Annotated in this window: 13 protein-coding genes; 6 read left to right on the top strand and 7 right to left on the bottom strand. The window is 65.5% G+C overall.

Annotated features, from left to right (window positions below):
• Positions 1–316: 316 nt before the first annotated feature.
• The 4 genes from KTJ89_RS10220 to guaB all read right to left on the bottom strand — a co-directional run bounded on the left by KTJ89_RS10220 (position 317) and on the right by guaB (position 8,052).
• Positions 317–2,947 carry a GNAT family N-acetyltransferase gene (locus tag KTJ89_RS10220; RefSeq protein ID WP_259357643.1) on the bottom strand — a complete coding sequence of 877 codons (2,631 nt, stop codon included), beginning with the start codon at positions 2,945–2,947 and terminating at the stop codon, positions 317–319.
• A complete protein-coding gene (locus KTJ89_RS10215; protein WP_259357642.1) occupies positions 2,944–4,377 on the bottom strand; it encodes a lysine N(6)-hydroxylase/L-ornithine N(5)-oxygenase family protein in 1,434 nt (477 codons plus the stop codon). The genes KTJ89_RS10220 and KTJ89_RS10215 overlap by 4 nt, the downstream gene beginning before the upstream one ends.
• On the bottom strand, positions 4,374–6,026 hold the full coding sequence (locus tag KTJ89_RS10210; RefSeq protein WP_374990268.1) for a pyridoxal phosphate-dependent decarboxylase family protein: 1,653 nt from the start codon (positions 6,024–6,026) through the stop codon (positions 4,374–4,376). Before KTJ89_RS10210 ends, KTJ89_RS10215 begins: the two co-directional genes overlap by 4 nt.
• Positions 6,027–6,525: 499 nt before the next feature.
• Positions 6,526–8,052 (bottom strand): IMP dehydrogenase, encoded by a 1,527-nt coding sequence (gene guaB, locus KTJ89_RS10205; RefSeq protein ID WP_259357641.1) that lies wholly within the window; start codon positions 8,050–8,052, stop codon positions 6,526–6,528.
• A gap of 156 nt (positions 8,053–8,208) precedes the next feature.
• Between guaB and KTJ89_RS10200 the strand changes: the two genes are divergently transcribed.
• From KTJ89_RS10200 to KTJ89_RS10190, 3 genes are all read left to right on the top strand, one after another.
• Positions 8,209–9,087: a LysR family transcriptional regulator gene (locus KTJ89_RS10200; RefSeq protein WP_259357640.1), complete on the top strand. Its 879-nt coding sequence runs from the start codon at positions 8,209–8,211 to the stop codon at positions 9,085–9,087.
• Between the two features lie 98 nt (positions 9,088–9,185).
• A complete protein-coding gene (locus KTJ89_RS10195; RefSeq protein WP_259357639.1) occupies positions 9,186–10,379 on the top strand; it encodes an MFS transporter in 1,194 nt (397 codons plus the stop codon).
• A gap of 13 nt (positions 10,380–10,392) precedes the next feature.
• Positions 10,393–10,857 (top strand): VOC family protein, encoded by a 465-nt coding sequence (locus KTJ89_RS10190; RefSeq protein WP_259357638.1) that lies wholly within the window; start codon positions 10,393–10,395, stop codon positions 10,855–10,857.
• 71 nt (positions 10,858–10,928) lie between these two features.
• Here the strand turns inward: KTJ89_RS10190 and KTJ89_RS10185 are convergent, their stop codons facing one another.
• Together KTJ89_RS10185 and KTJ89_RS10180 are read right to left on the bottom strand one after the other, a co-directional pair.
• Positions 10,929–11,591 carry a GntR family transcriptional regulator gene (locus tag KTJ89_RS10185; protein WP_025776861.1) on the bottom strand — a complete coding sequence of 221 codons (663 nt, stop codon included), beginning with the start codon at positions 11,589–11,591 and terminating at the stop codon, positions 10,929–10,931.
• A 9-nt stretch (positions 11,592–11,600) separates the two neighbouring features.
• Positions 11,601–12,686, bottom strand: a complete 1,086-nt coding sequence (locus tag KTJ89_RS10180; RefSeq protein WP_259357637.1) for a pseudouridine synthase — start codon at positions 12,684–12,686, stop codon at positions 11,601–11,603.
• 182 nt (positions 12,687–12,868) lie between these two features.
• On the opposite strand from KTJ89_RS10180, the gene KTJ89_RS10175 reads away from it, so the two are divergent.
• On the top strand, positions 12,869–13,321 hold the full coding sequence (locus KTJ89_RS10175; protein ID WP_259357636.1) for a hypothetical protein: 453 nt from the start codon (positions 12,869–12,871) through the stop codon (positions 13,319–13,321).
• A gap of 263 nt (positions 13,322–13,584) precedes the next feature.
• Here the strand turns inward: KTJ89_RS10175 and KTJ89_RS10170 are convergent, their stop codons facing one another.
• Positions 13,585–13,833 (bottom strand): hypothetical protein, encoded by a 249-nt coding sequence (locus KTJ89_RS10170; protein ID WP_259357635.1) that lies wholly within the window; start codon positions 13,831–13,833, stop codon positions 13,585–13,587.
• 404 nt (positions 13,834–14,237) lie between these two features.
• Here KTJ89_RS10170 and KTJ89_RS10165 point away from each other — a divergent pair, with 404 nt between their 5' ends.
• Positions 14,238–15,452, top strand: coding sequence for a lysophospholipid acyltransferase family protein (locus KTJ89_RS10165; protein WP_259357634.1), 1,215 nt, complete (start codon positions 14,238–14,240; stop codon positions 15,450–15,452).
• 158 nt (positions 15,453–15,610) lie between these two features.
• Positions 15,611–18,436, top strand: a complete 2,826-nt coding sequence (locus KTJ89_RS10160) for a PEP/pyruvate-binding domain-containing protein (protein WP_259357633.1) — start codon at positions 15,611–15,613, stop codon at positions 18,434–18,436.
• Positions 18,437–18,502 lie beyond the last annotated feature (66 nt).

Raw genomic sequence — 18,502 nt, 5'->3', positions numbered from 1 at the left:
CGGACCGCTGATCCCCATTCCATTGGCCTGGTCACTCGGCCTGCTCATCGCCCGCAGACGCGCTCATAAACATGGCTCCGATTCCGCCATCGGATCAACTCGTTGAACGTACTCGCCGAGGCGGGACTCCTTTCCGGAGTCCCGCCTCGGCGAGTGGCATGTTCTGCTACGTCGAATCACCGACCGCTCAGCGCAGCGGCGAGCGCACGCACTGGCTCAGTCATCCTTCACTGAGCGCTCGAGTTGCCGTCGCTGTATCAAGTTATGCGACGAGCGGTCGCCGCTCAGGTGAGCGGTCGGCGTGGCCCCCTATGACTCAGCGAGCCACCGGGTTGGGCATCGTGCCCGCGTAGAGCAGTGATTCGGCTTGGTTGCCGATGTCGACCATCTGCTTCGTGTTCTTCAGCTGCAGCCGGTTGAGGCACGAATGAGCGAAGTGGTCGGCACGCAGATCCACGTCGCCGCTGACACCGCGCGCATCATCCGGGTGCTCCGCTTCGTAGTCGTCGAGGGTCTCGGCGACGATCGCCCAGAATCTCTCGGCCGGCAGCAGTCCATCGCCGTCGAGGATGCCGGAGAGGTGCCGCAGGACTCCGTCGAACATGTCGGTAAACACCGACAGCGCCTTCTCCTCCCCCGACACCACTGCACGGATGCGTTCGACATCGGCAGGCAGTTCTCGGTGGCCGAGCACGGCGACCTCCTCACCGATGTCCTTCATGAATGCCCCGGTGACCACATGCTCGTCGAGGACGAGGATGAGGTTCTCCCCGTGCGGCATGAACACGAGATCGTGGGCCAGCAGCGCATGGACAAGCGGCTTCAGGTACGCCCGCAGGTAGCTGCGCAGCCATGCCGCGGTGCTCAGGCCTGATGCGCTGATGAGCTCGCCGGCCAGCGACACCCCCTGGTGATCCCGGTGCAGCAGGGCAGCCATCGTGATGAGCTTCTGACCTGGATCGATCTGCTCGACGGGGTTCTCCCGCCACAGGGCGGCGAGCATCTTCCGGTGCGGGTTCGTCTCCTTCGTCCGGTGGTAGACATCACCGGTGTAGCCGAGTGCGGCGCGCTCCCGCAGCACTCGGAAGCCCGCCTCGGCGAAGGTGGGGTCGGAGCCCACCAAGCCAGCAACCCAGTCGTTGATGGCTGGAGTGTCGCGCATGTACTTCGGCGACAGCCCACGCAGGAATCCCATGTTCTGCACGGCGAGCGCGACCTTGACATACGGAGCTCCGGCCCGCGAATGGTTGAAGAACGTGCGCAGGGACTGCTGCGCCTGGTGCTTATCGAGCCCTTCCCCGAGCGGCAGAAGATCGCCGCGCGCGATGTCCGCGGCGAAGGTGATCGCCAGGCGGTGGTCGGCCTGCCAGGGATGGATCGGCATGAGGTGGAAGTCCGCAGGGTCCTGTCCCGCCGCCCGGATCCGGGACCCGAAGAGATCCCGTTCGGCTTCGCTGAGAGCCTCACCGAGGTGGCTCTCCTCGTCGAGTCCGATGCCCGTGGACAGATGGCTGAGTTCACGCCTCACTGCCACCCATTCGATGCGGTTGAGCTGTCCGTTCTCCGGCGCCCACTTGCGGAAGTCACTGAGACCGAAGCCGATGCGACCATTGTTCGCGAGGAACCCCGGATGGCCTTCGGTCATGGCCGCCTCGGTGGTCTGGAAATCCGCTTCGACGAGTGCACGTGCATCGGGTCTGCGCCCGGCTCGGGCGTCCTCGAGTTTGAACGCGGCCCCGGCCAGGGTCGAGGCGAGTTCCTCGAGGTAGGTGGAGATGAGGTCTTCCGGGATGGAGAGTTCGTCTTGGAGTTCGACGACGAGTTCCTGCGCGTCGAGCGGCACCTCGGTACCGTCGCGCCACCGGGTGATGCTCGCTTCGTCGATCACCCAGTGTTCGAGCGGCAGCACACGCGCGGTGAACGTGTATCGGCTGGCGCCGTCGATGCTCAGTTCCCAGGTCTGGCCCTCGCCATTCGCCGAGGCGGCTCCCCCGACCCGATGTGCACTGCCGTTCGCTGCGACCCCTTCACCCTCGCCGAGGCTCACCGGTGCGATGAGTCGTTCGTGCGCGAATTCGGACAGGGCTTTGGCGACGAGGTGGCGCTGCACGACGGCGAACGCATCCCCGTTGAGGTGGGCGTACGGGGCCGGTGGGGTTGCGAGCGTCCGACCCGTGCGAGACATGGTGGACCTCTGGTCGCTGTCCGGTTCGCCGGTCTCAGTCGCGCGCGACTCCCGAGCACCGACTGCGACGAACGGTGCCAGCGCGCTGGCCTCGAAATCCGCGCGGGTGCACACACTGACCAGCGCCAGTTTCTCGATCTCGCCCATCATGATGGTCGCCTCGGTGATGGGGGTGAAACCGGCAGCTCGGTTCTTCTCGATGATCGCATCGTTCCTGGCATCGGGTTCGACGATGACGCGCTCGGCACCGCGTCCTCCCTGGTCAACAGGTTTCAGGCAGAAGTCGATGACCTCGGCCATGATGCGGTCGGTGAGGCCGTGCACGGCCGGTCCTGCCGGCGGTGCGACGAGCAGGTGCATCCCGATGTCCGCGGGCCCGGTCGCCACGACGTTCTGCGGGATGAGGCTGTCGGGAGTGTAGGTCTCGACGTAGAAGCAGTCGGTGCCGTCGACGGAGCCGACCCAACCGGCGTCGTCCGCGGAGTCGCGAATGCCATCCAAGTAGGTCCGGACCTCGTTCTCGTCGAGGTCGGTCATCATCCAGTAGTGAGCGCGCGGGTGGGTCAGCCACCCGTGGATCCGGGCGGTGTCCCGGTCGACGTCGAGCGGACGGATGGTCACTGTCGCCGAGGCGGCCGTGAGCTTCACGTCCGAACTGCGGTCCGTGCGCGCACCGGCGGCGTTCGCACCAACAGCAGAATCGGTCGGATCGGTTTCGTCCGCCTCGGTGATGGTCAGGCTGGTGATGAGTTCGGTGGTCATGCGTGTGACATCTCCTTGGAGTCGTCGAGTGCGAAGGCGGCATCGGGCACGGCATCGGATTCGTCGGCCGGGATCCCGAAGGTCTGGAAGGCGATGGTCCGTTCGATCGGATAGGGTTCCCGGCCGGTCACTGCGGCCAGCACCACCGAGGCCCGCCACGGGCCGAAGCCGAGGTCGGGGGCGGTCACGCCGTGGGTGTGCTCTTCGCCGTTGAGGACGTGGATGGTTCCTTCGTCGTTGATCGTGTAGTGGCGGCTGACGTCGAGGCGGCCTCGGGAGTCCAGACGGATGTCGTCGCCGAGCGGGCTGAGGAAGTCCGGGACCTGCGATTTGTATCCGGTGGCGGCGACCACGGATCCGGACCGCCGAGTGAACGTCTTGTCCAGTGCCGTGTTGCGGAAGCCGAGCAGGTATTCGCCGCTGATCGGATCAATCTCGGCGGTTTCGAGTTCGGCTTCGGAGACGAGGTTCGTCAGCAGCTGCCGCCCGCCGCGGCTGAGTCGGTAGAGAGTGTCGTGGATGTCGTCGACGAGGTCGGCGGAGATGCCCTTGTACAGCGTGCGCTGTTCCCGGCCGACACGTTCGCGCAGTTCATCGGGCAGGGCCCGGAAGTGGTCGGTGTACTCCGGGGAGGTCATCTCTAGGGTGAGCTTCGTATACTCCATCGGGAAGAACCGCGGCGAGCGGGTCACCCAGTCCAGGCGCACTCCGCGGTCTTCTGCGTCGTCGACGAGGTCACGGTAGATCTCAGCGGCGGACTGGCCGCTGCCGATGATCGTGATCGCCCCCGAGTCGAGCAGCGCTTCGCGGTTCTCGAGATAATCGGCGGTGTGGATGAGCGGGCCGGCAGCGGGCAAGCCGGCGGCACCGTCCGGGCCGACAGCGGGCGAGTCGTCGACATCGCCCCCGAGCCCCTGCAGCGCAGGTGGCAGCACCGGCTGCGTTCCCACCCCGAGGACGAGATGCCGAGCGCGGTAGGTCTCGGTCGTCACGATCGAACCGGAGTCATCGACCACCTCGGCCAGGGCGGTGTACACACCGTCGTCCCTGGTCACGGACACGACGCGGCGGTTCCATCGCAGCGTATCCAGCTGGGCGGCGACCCACCGGCAGTATTCGTCGAATTCGGCGCGCAGGGGGTAGAAGGATTCGCGGATGTAGAACGGGTAGAGCCGCTTGCGCTCCTTGAGGAAGTTGAGGAACGAGTACGGCGAGGTGGGGTCGGCCATGGTGACGAGGTCGGCGAGGAACGGCACCTGGATGGTCGAGCCTTCGATCATCATGCCCGGGTGCCAGCGGAATTCGGGGCGCTGGTCGAGGAAGATCGCGTCGACGTCGTCGAGCGGTTCCGACAGTGCGGCCAGGCCGAGTCCGAAGGGTCCGATGCCGACGCCGAGGATGTCGTGAACGTGTGTGGAATCTGCGCTCATGCTGCGCCTCCTTCTGTCGCTGCGTCCTCGAGGTCCCGGCCGGCGAGGATGCCGTGCCCGGTGGCACGGACGAGGTCGAGCACGGCGGTGACGTCGTCGATGCGGGTGTCGGGGTTGAGCAGGGTGAGTTTGAGCCACGGCGTGCCGTCGATGACGGTGCGGGCGATGGCGGCGCGGCCGGAGCGGAAGAGGACTCGGCGGATGAGCGGGACGAGTTCGTCGCAGGTGACCTGGTCCGCGGTCGCCGGGGTGAATCTGAAGAGCACCGTGGACAGGTCCGAGGCGCCGAGCACTTCGAAGTCCGCCTGGTCCTCGAGCAGCGCCCGGACGTCGGTCGCGAGGTCGCAGACGGCGTCGAGCATCGATCCGATCTCCCCTGCTCCGCGGGCGCGCAGCGTCGTCCAGAGCTTGAGCGCGTCGAAGCGGCGGGTGGTCTGCAGGGACTTGTCGACCTGGTTCGGTTCGGCGTCGGCTTCTTGCGCTTCGGCTTCGGGATTGAGGTAGTCGTGGTGGTGGATCGTCGGCGCGAACAGGCTCGCGTCCCTGATGAGCAGGGCCGATGAGGACACGGGCTGGAAGAACGTCTTATGGAAGTCGATGGTCACCGAGGTGGCCCTGGAGATCCCGTCGAGCAGGTGGGCGCGTTGTGGGGCCCAGAGCAGTCCGCCGCCGTATGCGGCGTCGACGTGCAGCCACACGTTCGCTGATTCGCAGACCTCGGCGATGGTCTCGAGCGGGTCGATGACACCGAGGTCGGTGGTTCCGGCGGTGGCGACGACGGCCATGGGGATCTGGTCGTTCGCCTGGATCGCGAGCAGGCTGGCATTGAGTGCTTCGGCATCCATGCGGCCGGACCGATCGGTCGGGACGGTCACGACCGCCTCGGCGTCGAGACCGAGGAGGAATGCCGCACGGGACACTGAGAAGTGGGCCTGGTCGGTGGCCAGGATCCGCAGCCGGGACAGCAGGTCGCGGCGGTTGGGCGCGCCCAGGTCAGGGCCGCCTCGGCGGGATTCGGCGTCATTGGCCTCAACGTGTCCCGCTGCCTCGGCGAGGACGTTTTCGCGGGCGAGGAACAGTGCCTGGAGGTTCGACTGGGTGCCTCCGGAGGTGAAGATTCCGTCGCCGCCGGCGAAGCCGAGGTGGCCGCAGGTCCAGTCGATGAGGCGGCGCTCCATGAGGGTGGCAACCTCGGATTGGTCGTAGGTGTCGACCGAGGTGTTGATGGCGGCGAGCATCGCTTCGGCGGCGACGGCGGGCACGGCGACCGGGCAGTTGAGGTGGGCGACGTAGCTGGGGTGGTGGAACCACACGGCATTGTCGGCGTAGAGAGCGTCGACCTCGCGCAGGGCTTCGGCGTTGCCGACGCCTGCGGTGTCGAGGTCGACGGCGTCGACGGCGGCCTGCAGTCCGGAGCGATCCTTCGCCGAGGCGGCGCGCTCAGTTGTGCGGAACCGTTCGCCAAGGATGTCGACGACGTCGTGCATGAGCGATGTGTACTCGTCTGCGCTGTGGGCGCCGAGGAGGGCATCGGTGTGGGCGCCACGATCGCTGACGGTGCCGGCGGCGTCCGGGTGGGGAATTTCGGGAGTCTGAAGGGGTGCTGAAGTGGGTGTCGCTTCGGTGTCGTAGAGCAGAGAAGTCGTCACTGTGAGGTTTCCTCCTTCGATGATGCGCACCGCGAAGCGCGGCTCGCATTAGGGAAACCTACCCTAAGTTCTTTTGTTCCCGAAGAGCCTCCGGGCGGATTCGATGACTACGGAAGTAGACCCCTCACCAAGGACGATGCCCCGCTTCCCAGCGTTCACACGGCAAGACGGCCGTTCGCACTACGGATGCATCGGCCGGAAAATGGGCGAGTGGCATTCGTCACATCGGGGTGTGTCATCCAGCATCGTGAGACCAAGGGCGCCCGGGTGACCGCGATTTGTTGGGTCGATCCACGGTGGTTTCAGACCGCAGAACACCGTGGATCGACCCAACAATTTGCTCAGGCACTGCAGAGTCACAGATTTCCGTTGAACAGCCAGGAATTCGCCCCGTGCCCTCAGCCGACCGCACACGCAAGAAGCCGCAGCCTCCGCTCAAACGCGGAAGCTGCGGCTTCTCATCGACCAGAGGCATCTCCGTCAGATGTGCCTGCCTACGTCACTTCACGACGTAGTTCGGGGCCTCGACGGTCATCTGGATATCGTGCGGGTGGCTTTCCTTCAGCCCTGCCGTGGTCAGGCGGACGAACTTGCCCTTGGCCTTGAGCTCGCCGACGGTGCGCGCGCCGACGTAGAACATCGTCTGGCGCAGGCCTCCGGTGAGCTGGTGGGCGACCTGCTTGAGGTGACCGCGGTAGGCGACTCGGCCTTCGATGCCCTCGGGGATGAGGTCGGTGTCGGTGGCGATATCGGCCTGGAAGTAGCGGTCCTTCGAATACGACTTGCCCTTGCGCGGGGCCATCGCGCCCAGCGAACCCATGCCGCGGTAGGCCTTGTACTGCTTACCGTTGACGAAGATGAGTTCGCCCGGCGATTCGTTGCATCCCGCCAGCAGAGAGCCGAGCATGACGGTATCGGCACCGGCGACGAGGGCCTTGCCGATGTCACCGGAGTACTGGAGACCGCCGTCGGCGATGACCGGCACCCCGGCGGCCTGAGCGGCCTGTGCAGCAAGGTGGACGGCAGTGACCTGCGGGACGCCGACACCGGCGACGACGCGGGTGGTGCAGATCGATCCGGGTCCTACGCCGACCTTGACGGCGTCGACTCCGGCCTCGACGAGCGCCTGCGCGCCTTCCTTCGTGGCGACGTTTCCGCCGATGATCTGCACGGCGGAGAACGCCGGGTCCGACTTGATCTTCTTGATCATTTCGGTGACTCCGCGGGCGTGGCCGTTGGCGGTGTCGACGACGAGGACGTCGGCTCCCGCCTCGGCGAGCAGTCCTGCACGTTCGTAGGCGTCGCCGTAGAATCCGACGGCGGCACCGACGCGCAGGCGGCCTTCGTCGTCCTTGGTCGCGAGCGGATATTCCTCGGTCTTGACGAAGTCCTTGACGGTGATGAGGCCCTGGATGACGTTGTTGTCATCGACGAGGGGCAGCTTCTCGACCTTGTGTTCGGCGAGCAGCTCGAACGCCTTCTCGGCAGCCACGCCGACGGGCGCGGTGACCAGCGGCATCTTCGTCATCGTCTCGGCGACGGTGCGTGTGGGGAATTCGCTGCGGGTGACGAAGCGCAGGTCGCGGTTGGTCACGATGCCGACGAGCACATTGTTCTCATCGACGACCGGCAGTCCGGAGATGCGATACTTGCCGCAGATCTCGTCGAGCTCTTCCAGAGTCTTGTCCGGGGTGATCGTCAGCGGGTCGTTGATCATGCCCGATTCGGAGCGCTTGACGTAGTCGACCTGGTTCGCCTGATCCTCGGCGGAGAGGTTGCGGTGGATGATGCCCAGGCCGCCGATGCGGGCCATGGCGATCGCCATCCGGGATTCGGTCACGGTGTCCATCGCCGCGGAGACGAGCGGGATGTTGAGCTCGATCTCCTTGGTCAGCCGGGAGGCGGTGGAGGCTTCGGAAGGGATGACATCGGTGTCGCCTGGCAGGAGGAGGACATCGTCATACGTGAGTCCCGTCAGCGAGAACGGATCGTTTGCGGCCTGTGATTCCTGCTCAGGGTTTCCCATGAAGACAGCCTTTCGACGCGAAGATACGGTGGCTCAATGCTATCGGAGCGAGAGAGTCGACCGCTATGGGTTCAAGCACCGGGCACTGTGAGACTGGCTACACAGCAGTAGAGTCGTTTTCGCGTTCACCGGCCACAGCCTCTGTAGCCTGGTGCCATGAAGATCTCCTGGGATGCGCTGCGCTTGTTTCTCGCGGTCGCACGCGCCCGTTCGATCTCGGCTGCTGCCGACGAACTCGGGGTGGCGCAGTCGTCCGTGTCCGAACAGATCGCCCGCTTGGAGCGCTCCCTCGGGTACCGCCTCCTCGAACGCAGTTCCACAGGTGTGCGTCCCACACAGCGCGGCGAGGCCCTCGTGGCCCGGATCTCCCGACCGGTCGACGGGCTGGCCGCGGCCGTCGACCACCCTGAAGAGGCCGGAGAGCGAACGGTCTTCCTCGGTGGGCCGGCGGAGTTCCTCTCCGCGGTGATTCTGCCGAATCTGACACACCGTCTGCCAGGCGGAGTGAAGATATCGACGAGGTTCGGCCACGCCGATGACCTCGTCGACGACCTGCGGAACGGCACCATCGACGTACTCGTCAATTCCCTGCCGGTGCGCGGTTCCGACCTGTCCTCCCAACCGATCTACGACGAGGAGTTCTTCCTCGTCGCCCATCCGGACTGGTCGGAGAAGGCCGAAGGAGACCTCGAGTCGATTCCGCTGCTCAGCTACGGCCCGGAGCTGCCGATCATCCGCCGCTATTGGCGAACCGTGTTCGGCCATCGCCCCTCCGCAGAGACTCCATTGGTCACCGCACCCGACCTGCGCACACTGCTCGGCCTTGCCCGAGCGGGTGCCGGAATTACGGTGCTGCCCGACTACCTCGTCCGCACACCACTCGACCGAGGAGAGCTGATCATCCTGCGCTCTCCCGAAGTCGCACCACTGAATACTCTCTTCGTCGCGACCCGCCTGACACGGAGAGCACCAGACGCTGTGATCGAGAAGGTGCGAGAGGCAATCGTCGCTTCGGTGCCATCGGATATCCGCTGACGGGTATCGCAGCTTCGGTGAGGCCGTTGCCGATGCTGCTTTCTAGTCTCGACGGTGACCGCCGTTCTACGGACCGCTTCTGTGAAAGGTCATCCGAGATGTCACAGACTCCCCAGCGCACCAGCTCCCTCCCTCAGCTGCTTCTCCTGGCCGCAGCAGGTTTCGTCACCATGCTCACCGAGACCGTGCCGGCGGGTCTTCTGCCCGCCGTCGGGCACAGCATGGGAATCAGCGATGCTGCCACCGGACAGCTGCTCACCGCCTATGCCGGAGCATCGATGATCGCAGCGATCCCGCTCGTCACCCTGACCTCTCGGCTGTCACGGACCGGGCTGATCATCTCCACGATTGCCGTCGTCGCCGCGGCGAACCTGCTCACCGCTGCATCTGCGTTCTACCCGCTGGCGTTCGCGGCCCGTGTCCTCGGAGGTTCGGCCGCCGCACTGCAGTGGGCGCTCTTGGCCGGGTTCGCCATGCGCCTGGTGCCCGAAGAACGACAGGGGCGCGCTCTGTCGATCGCGATGGGCGGGATTCCCCTGGCGTTGGCGATCGGTGTGCCGCTCGGCACCGCGCTGGGAGAACTGACGAATTGGCGCACTGTCTTCCTCATCATCGCCGGCATCGGGGTTGCTCTCACCGTTCTCTGCTGGTGGCTGCTGCCATCGATCGCGGCGAGCCGATCGACCAGACAACCGCTGCACACGACGTTCCGTGTCCCGGGATTCCTCGTCATCGTCATCTGCGCAGGTCTCTTCCAAGCGGGACATATGAATGTCTACACGTTCGTCGCACCCCACCTGCGCGACACTGTGAGCACAGTGCCGGTCAGCGTCTTTCTGCTCGTCCTCGGTCTGGCCGCGATCGTCGGACTCTTCATCACCGGAGCAGTCATCGACGCCCACTTGCGATCGGTCACGGTGATCGCGATGGTCTCGTTCACCCTCGGGTTCATTGTGCTCATCGCTGCACAGTCGACACTGCCGCTCCTGGTCTCTGCGGTGTTCTGGGGAATCGGGCTGGGCAGCGCTCCCACCATTTTCCAGACTGCCTGCGCGAGAGCAGCGGGTCCACTGGTCGATCAGGCTCAATCGATCCTGGTCACCGTGTTCAATGCCGGGATGGCACTCGGCTCGGCCGCTGGTGGACTGATGCTTGCGCGGTCGGGATCGACGACTCCCCTGGTCTGGACGAGCGGGGCAGTGTTCGTCATCATCCTCACAGCGCTCACCATCACTCGGAAGCGGTCGCTTCCCGCTTCCGCGGCATCGTTCGCAGAACCGTCACACCGCTGAGAAAGGAATTGAGATGCCTGATCCAACTCGTTCATCTCAGACTCCACCGTCGGATCACTCGCATTCTGACCATCCGAGTCTCTATCACTTCTGTTTCACCGTTCCCGACCTTCCGGCCGCTGCCGAAGAGCTCACTGAACTGTTGGGAGTGCGGTTCGGCGAACCGCTCCACAGTGAAATCGGTGAGTGGCCGTACTCGATCGCCTTTTCGGAGACCGAACCTCACATCGAACTCATCAGCAGCGTCGCCGGATCCCCGTGGGAGGCCCAGTCCCCGCACTTTCATCACTTGGGGTTCTGGTCGTCGTGCCTTGATCGGACGCTCGCGGACTGGGCCGAGGCCGGAACTGAGCCTGTCTTCGACGGTCGCAAATACGGCAGACGGTTCGCCTACGTCGATGCCCCTCGTTCGGGAGTCAGACTCGAAGCCGTCGATCTCTCTCAGCAGGCTGATTTCCTGAGTCGCTGGACCCGGTGAATAGATTCCTGCGCCCGTGAGCGAGCAAAATCCCCTGCACGCCCATGCTCAGGGCCACTGCCCTGGACCCTTCAGCGCCCCTCCCCCACTGACCGTGCGAGGTCGAGGGTCGAGGCTTCGGAATCGTCGAGGTGGATGCGCAGCAGTCCTTCGGCGCCCTGCCGGTCCCCGGATTTCATCTTCTCAAGGATGTCCCGGTGCGGGTTCGCCCAGTGCGAGTGGTACTTGCCGGGTTCGGGCGAGCGCGAAAACGTCGTCGACAGTCGGGCCATGAGATTGAGGTAGAACTCGTCGAGCAGCGGTGAACCCAGCAGGCCGACGATCGCACGGTGGAACGATGCCGAGTGCTCCTGCGCATCGGCCCAGGTTTCGTTCTTCGGTGCGGTTTCGGCCCGGACCACGGAGGCTTCGACGGCGGCCATCGCCTCGTCGGTGGCGTCCTGGGATTCCTGGACGGCGCGGATCTCGAAAACCCGGCGCGCGCGGTAGAGGTCCTTGAGTTCGTCGATGCCGAAGGTGGAGACGAAGAAGCCCCGGTTGGGTTCCTGAGTGAGCAGCCCGGCGTGGCGCAGCAAGCTCAGCGATTCGCGGGCGGTGTTGCGCGAAACGTTGAATTCCTTGGCCAGGGCACCATCGCGGACCGGGCTTCCTGCCGGGTATTCACCGTCGGTGATGCGGGTGCGGACAAGGGCGACGATGGCCTCTGATGTGCATCCGGGGGCATGTGGACTCATAACACCAGGCTACCGGGTTTCGCCTGGATCGGAGCTGACTGCGGCGGGTTCGAGTTCGAGTCCGCTCTCGAATCGTCGGCTCAGCCCGTTCAGCGGATCATCGAAGGCGATCTCCGCGGCCAACAGCTGCAGCGGTGATGAGAAGTCGTAGGGGTCCGGGGCGAGGTCGACCGGGTAGACCGGATCACCGAGGATGGGCAGCCCGAGCGCGTTCATGTGCACCCGCAGCTGGTGCGTCTTGCCCGTGACCGGACTTAGCTCGTATTCGGCAATCGCATCAATTCGCCGAGGTGGTGCTTCGTTTCCGTCCCCCGCCCGTTCGGACGGGGCACCGTCAGCTCCACCTCGCCGAGGTGGCGGCAAGGTATCCGTGTCACCTCGCGATGGCTCGCCGTCCGGTGGGGTGATGGTCCGAAGCAGTCGGATCCGACTGACCGCATTCGGCTCCCCTGCGACTTCGTGCACCTGGCGTCCGCCGACGGGTTTGACCAGGCGCGATTCGCGGACGAGCGGGAATCCGAGCTCTGGCGGCGGGGCCGGCGCCAGGGCACGGTAGGTTTTGCTGACTCGTCGGTCTTGGAACAGGCGCTGGTAACGGCCGCGCGTCTCGGGCCGTTTCGACAGGACCAACAGTCCGGCGGTGATCCGGTCGAGGCGGTGGATGGCGACGAGATCGGGCTGGCCGAGGTCGACGCGCAGACGAGTGACGACGCATTCGCGGACGAATCGTCCGTTCGGGGTACTGGCGAGGAAATGGGGTTTGTCGACGACGAGGAGGTCATCGTCCTCGAAGACGATCCCGACCTCGAACGGGATTCGCTCTTCGGGCGGGACCGGACGGTGGAAGAAGTAGAACCCGCCGGGAATGACCGGATCGTCCCAGGCCACCGGGAGCCCCGCCTCGTCGCGCATGTCCCCATCTGTCAGCAGCGCCCGTCGGGAATCGGGGGCCGCTTCGGGGAATTCGGATTCGAGCCACTGACCGATCGAATCGGGAACGGGCAGGTGATTCTTCGCATGGGTGGCCTTGCCGCCGGGGGCGCGCAGCGCGGTCGCCGAGATTCCTTCTCGGGGCGGAAGCGGACTGCGCGGCATGGGGTCAATTCTATGCGGTGCCGTCTTCGTCCCAGTCTTTGCGGTGCCGTCGTCGTCGCGGTCGCGGAAGCATTGGCGTGGAACCGCACGAAGTCTGCCGCATACCGCAGATCGGCCGCGGTTTCCGCAAAACTCCGAGACGCCTTCGAACTCCCGACGACTGAGCACCTATGGTGGGACACATGGACCGCATCGAACTCACGCAGGATGTCCTCTGCGAGAAGGTCGTCACTCCGATCGTTCTCGCGATGTTCGCCGATCACGAGTGGGACAGCATCGCGATGCTCCGCGATACCGAAGACGAGCGTCGGCTCTTCGCGCGGATCGTCGTCGCCGGGGAGGCCATTGAAGTCCTCCTCGATTACCCAGGCAACGATGAGAGCCTCTATGACATGCAGGAGCGCCTGGTCGCGGAGTTCCGGTCGTTCATCGAAACTTCTGAGTTCGGTGCGCGACGCGCCCCGGAATGGGAGGCCGATTCATTCGCCCTCGAGCACAAACCTGCTGCCGTCTCTCGCACTCCGCGACCGGATTTCGAGGGACCGCCGGACTGCGTTCAGCGTCGACTGCGCAACCGCGGCCGAGTCATGCGCGTCGACCGCCGCCGCTGCGTCTCCGCTCACCGCCGCGACTGAATTCCGCCGCGTCTTCGCACTTCGTCGCGGCTGAGTTCCGCCGCGACTTCGCTCACCGCCGCGACTGAGGTCACGGGTCATCCGAGGGCTACGGCACTCCCCGCATGCCCTAGCTGCCGGCAGACGGACATTGGTACTGTCTTCTCTGAATTGCTCACTATCTTCGCTGTGCAATTCAGAGAATCCTGTACCTAAAGTTGGGACGGACCCGTTGCGGCCCACTTGGAGTCGAATAGCCCAGTTTCAAACACGGGCTATGCGCCTCAAACGGGGCTATCCGTTGCGGAATCCTCCGCGGCTTTCTTCGCCTTTGCCCGCTCGAGGTTGTCCTCGCCAAGTCGACGGTTGAGCTTGAGCAGCACCATGAGGCCGACGATCAGCACAGCCAACATCAGCAGCATGATGCACGCGTAGATGGCCATCGACACCGCACTCATCATTCCCACTGTTCCAACCATCGGCATCGGTTCTCCGTTCTCCCACAGCGTTGACTTCAAGGCGTCTTGCATCATACACGGTGGTTGCCGACTTCTGACTCTCAGCGGCTTGCTGCGTCCCCGCTCACCGCCGCAACTGAGCACTACACGGTTTGAGCTGAATAGCCCCGTTTCAAACACGGGCTATGCACCTCAAACGGGGCCATTCGCCGCGGTGCACCCCGTGCGACCGGCTGACGTCACAGGCTCCCCGAGGCCTGCCGCACTCCCCCACACGCCCTAGACGCCGGCGGGCGGACATTGGGACTGGTCTCTCTGAAATGCTCACTTTCCTCGCTGTACATTTCAGAGAAACCTATAACAAAATCCGGAACGAATGGACTAAGCCGCGACAGCCGAGACCCGCGGTTGTCCTGGCCGACCGTCGATTGCATAGCCAGGACGTCCCATCCCACCCGGACCTGTGGTGAACTGGTGTCATGAGCGATGCCTCACTGAGCCTGCGCCACCGGATCATCAACGCGGCCATGCGCACCGTGTACTTCGGCCGCATCCGCGTGCTCGACCTCAGCTCGAGCCCGGATTCCCAGCCACCGAAGTCGGCATCATCTCCCGCCGAGGCGACCCCCGCCTCAGGTGCCGGCCGTCCCGCCGCATCCGCTGACTCTCCTTCCGCGCCCGACGGAGGTCCCGCCCGGCGACCGCGCCTCATCATCGCCAGCCACCGCAACGGCGCGATCGATGGCCACCAGGTGCTAGCAGCGTTCCCGCACGCTCAGTTCCTCGTCTCGATCCAGCTGCTGCGCCATTGGTTCCTCCGCCTCTTCATTGCCGGCATCCCCGTGGTCCGTCCCAAAGACGTCGAGCGCTACGGACTCGATCCCGCCTCCGTGGCCAGCCCCGTCGAGGCAGGACTCGCCCACCTGCGCCGAGGCGGTGACCTCGGCATCTTCCCCGAGGCCAGCAGCGAGTGGGGCCACCGTCCGCAGCCGTACAAGTCCGGCGCTGCCCGGATCGCGTGTGCCCTCATCGAAGACGGCATCGACGTCGAGGTCATCCCCGTGGGCCTGTTCTATTCGACCCCGGATCGGTTCCGCTCCCGCGCCGAGGTGGTCCGCGGTCGCGCGGTCACGATTCCCGACCGCGACGGCAGGGAGGACAAAGAATGGGAGGCGGCGGTCGCCTCGGCGATGGGTGCCGCCCTTGACGATGTGTCGGTGAACTGCCCGGACGAAACGACGTTCGCCGCTGTCGAAGCCCGTGCCCTCGACCGGGCGCGGAGGACTCCGGGCGCCTCGGCGAGCTATGCGCAGGCGTTTCTCAAGCTGCAGAATGAGGTCGGATCCGCCGTTCCCGACGGCGACCGCCCTACCGGTGCGGGCCAGGCGGACGGCGGCCCCACCTCGGCGAATGTCCCCACGACACCGCGCACCTATCCCGTCATCAGGTGGGTCGGATTCTTGGCTCTGTGGCTCTTCGCCCCGATCCTTGTGGCCGCCGCGGTCGCCGGGTCACGCGCGGACGGTCGCAATACTGTCACATTCTTTCGCATCCTCGCGGGCTTCGCAGCGGTTATGGTCTGGGTACCGGTACTGATCATCGCGGCGTTCTTCTGGCCCGCGGTCATCGGCGCAGGTGTCCTCAGCGGAGTGCTCGGCTGGCTGCTGCTGGGAGTCCGCCGCATCCGACCGTGAACCCCGGCAAGCCACCCATCGCACCGTCCCTTCAACCCCACCGACCCAACGACCGCATCACCCTCTCAACCGCACCGACCTCTCAAACGCACCACCCTCGACGAACCGCACCACACCCGATGAACAGTGTCGTGAACCGCAGACCCGAAGGAGCCCCGATGAGCCTCACACTCCGCTTCACCGATCCCCTCGCCACCGATCTGGCCCGCACCGGCGGCAAGGGCGCCAGCCTGGCGAAGTCCGCGCAGAACCTGCCCGTGCCCGGCGGTTTCATCGTCACCGCCGACGCCTATTCCCAGTTCATCGCACCGCTGCAGTCACGGATCGCCGAGCTCATCGGCACCGACTCTCCCGCCGAGGCGATCGCCGACCTCATCCGTGCCACCCCGTTCCCCGATGCGTGGCTGTCCGAATTCGACGGAGCCGTTGCCGAGGCGGGACTGACCGGGCAGGCCGTGGCAGTGCGGTCCTCGGGCACGATGGAGGACCTGCCGGGTGCAGCGTTCGCCGGGCAGCACGACACCTACCTCGGCGTGCGTGGAACCGCAGCCATCGCCGAGGCGGTGCGCGACTGCTATGCCTCACTGTGGAACGAGCACGCCTTCCGCTACCGCCGGCAGCTCGGCGTCGATCAGCTTGAGGCGAAGATGGCCGTGGTCGTCCAGCTCATGGTCTCAGTCAGCGCCGACGAAGCCGCTGGAGTCGCGTTCTCCGTCGACCCGGTGCGCGGCAACACCGACGAGGTGCTCATCAACGCGGCCTTCGGTCTCGGCGAAACGGTCGTCGGCGGGGAGGAACCGGTCGACGAATTCCGGGTCCGCAGGGAAACCGGCGAGCAGGTCGCAGCCGAGATCGCCGAGAAGCCCACCGCGCTCGTCATGACCGGCGGTGGGAACGGCGCGGGCGACGGCTTCGGCACTGGCGCTGGCGACGGGTGCGGTCACGACGTCGGGGGCGGCCGCCTCGGTGAGGGAGGCGGCGCGCGGACGACGGTCGTCGACCTCGGCGCGGAACAGCGCACGCGTCCGGCGCTGACGACGGCGCAGGCGAAACAGGTCGCCGAGCTCGCGGTGGCCGCGGAGAACCATTTCGGGTTCGCTCAAGACATCGAATGGGCGCTGCATGACGGCGATCTCTATCTGCTGCAGTCGCGGCCGATCACGCGGGTGGCTCCGCGGTGGACCCGCGATGAGTCCGCGGAGCGCTTCCCCACCCCGGTGACACCGCTGACCTGGGATCTCGTGGAGGCCGGCTTCCATCATTCGCTCAATCACAGTTTCGATCTCATGGGGCGGCCGCCGTTCGACGACAAATGGTTCGTCATGCGCGACTTCTATATCTACGGCAATCAGACCGCAGTCGATCTCTACGCCGGTCGGCTGCCGACGAACATGCTCTCCAGCGTCGAGACGATCACCGAGTCGCTGCCCCAGATCGCTCGGCAGTTCGGGTGGGTGCAGGAGCTGCCGGTGCAGTGGATGCGTGATCTCGACACGTATCTCATCGGGATCGGTCGCCTGTCGAACGAGCCGTTGGAAGACAAGTCACTGGCACAGGTGTGGGATCACGTCATTGCGATCAGTGACCTCGGCACCGAGTATTTCCGGCCGAACATCGCGATCTCGCTGACCCAGGGCACACTCTATGCGGCTCTGCAGCACATGCTCTCGCTCGCTCTCGACGAGGATCAGGCACAGGTCGTGTTCGAACGCCTCATGGCGTCGACGGAGACGAAGACGTCACAGGTCAACGCCGAGCTGCGCGAGCTCTCGCAGCTTGTCGCCGCCGATGCTGATCTGCTCACTGCGCTCGAGGCCCACCATGGTGAGGCCGGGGTCGCGGAGCTGGAGAGGTTCCCGCAGTTCAAAGCATCCTTCGACCGGTTCCTCGAGCAGCACGGACACCGTGAACTCGACTTCGACGCCTACCATCCGACGTGGGTCGAGGCTCCGCACATCGTGCTCGATCAGATCCGTCTGCTCGCCGCACGGACCGTGGCCGAGACAGAGGCTTCGGACGCCGGGGCCAGTCCAGCGGGTGGTGGAGACCATTCGGCCGCTGCGACAATCGGCTCGCCGGAGTCGGGTTCGGGCACAGGGGCCGCGTCCGCGCCGATGACGGATATGGAGCGCAAGATCGTGCAGGCAGAGACCGAACTCGCCGTCGTCAATGCGGCACCTGAGAAGCTGCGCTATCTCGTCCAGGAAGTCATCCGTCTGGCCCGAACCTACACGGCACTCGATGACCTCGAGCACTATCAGACGACGCGGCTGACCCTGCCGATGCGGCGTGCGCTGAAGGAGCTCGGCGGCAGGCTCGTCGATGCCGGGGTCCTCGTTGAGGCCTCGGACGTGTACTTCATCGACTTCGAGCACCTCGACACAGCGATCCGTGCCGACGCCGCGGACCGCGAGGTGGACACCACCGACGCCGCGAACCGCGACCTGGGCGCCACCGACGCCGCGGACCGCGAGGTGGACACCGCCGACGCTGCCGCAACCCGCGCCTCAACGAGCCCGGTCACAGGCACCACGGGAACAGGATCCGCTCTGACGAGCCTCACAGAGATCGCCGCACAGAACAAGGCTGCCTACCATGCTGCGGTCGATCGCACACCCGAATGGGAGTACGGCAAAGCAGCAGCCGCAGTCGACGCTGACAGCGACCACATCACCGGCACCGCGGGCAGTCCGGGGACCGTCGAAGGTGAGGTCTTCGTCGTCCACTCCCCCGCTGACTTCTCATCATTCCCCGACGGAGCGATCCTCGTCGCGCGCACCACGAACCCGGCATGGACCGCCCTGTTCTACCAGGCCGGCGGGGTGATCACCGAAAGCGGCGGAGCACTTTCACATGGAGCGGTCACCGCTCGAGAACTCGGACTGCCCGCCGTCATGGCCGTGCGCGACGCGACGAGCCGGTTCACCTCCGGCCAGCGCGTCCGCGTCGACGGGTCGAACGGAACCGTCATCGAAATCGACTGACGCGCAGAGCTCGATTCAGCCCGGACGACAGTTCTACACAGTCTTAGTTGAATAGCCCATGTTTGA

This window comes from Brevibacterium sediminis, assembly GCF_024895295.1.
Lineage (GTDB): Bacteria > Actinomycetota > Actinomycetes > Actinomycetales > Brevibacteriaceae > Brevibacterium > Brevibacterium sediminis.
Note: the sequence above shows the minus strand (reverse complement) of the source record. Positions and strands in the feature narration are given on the sequence as shown.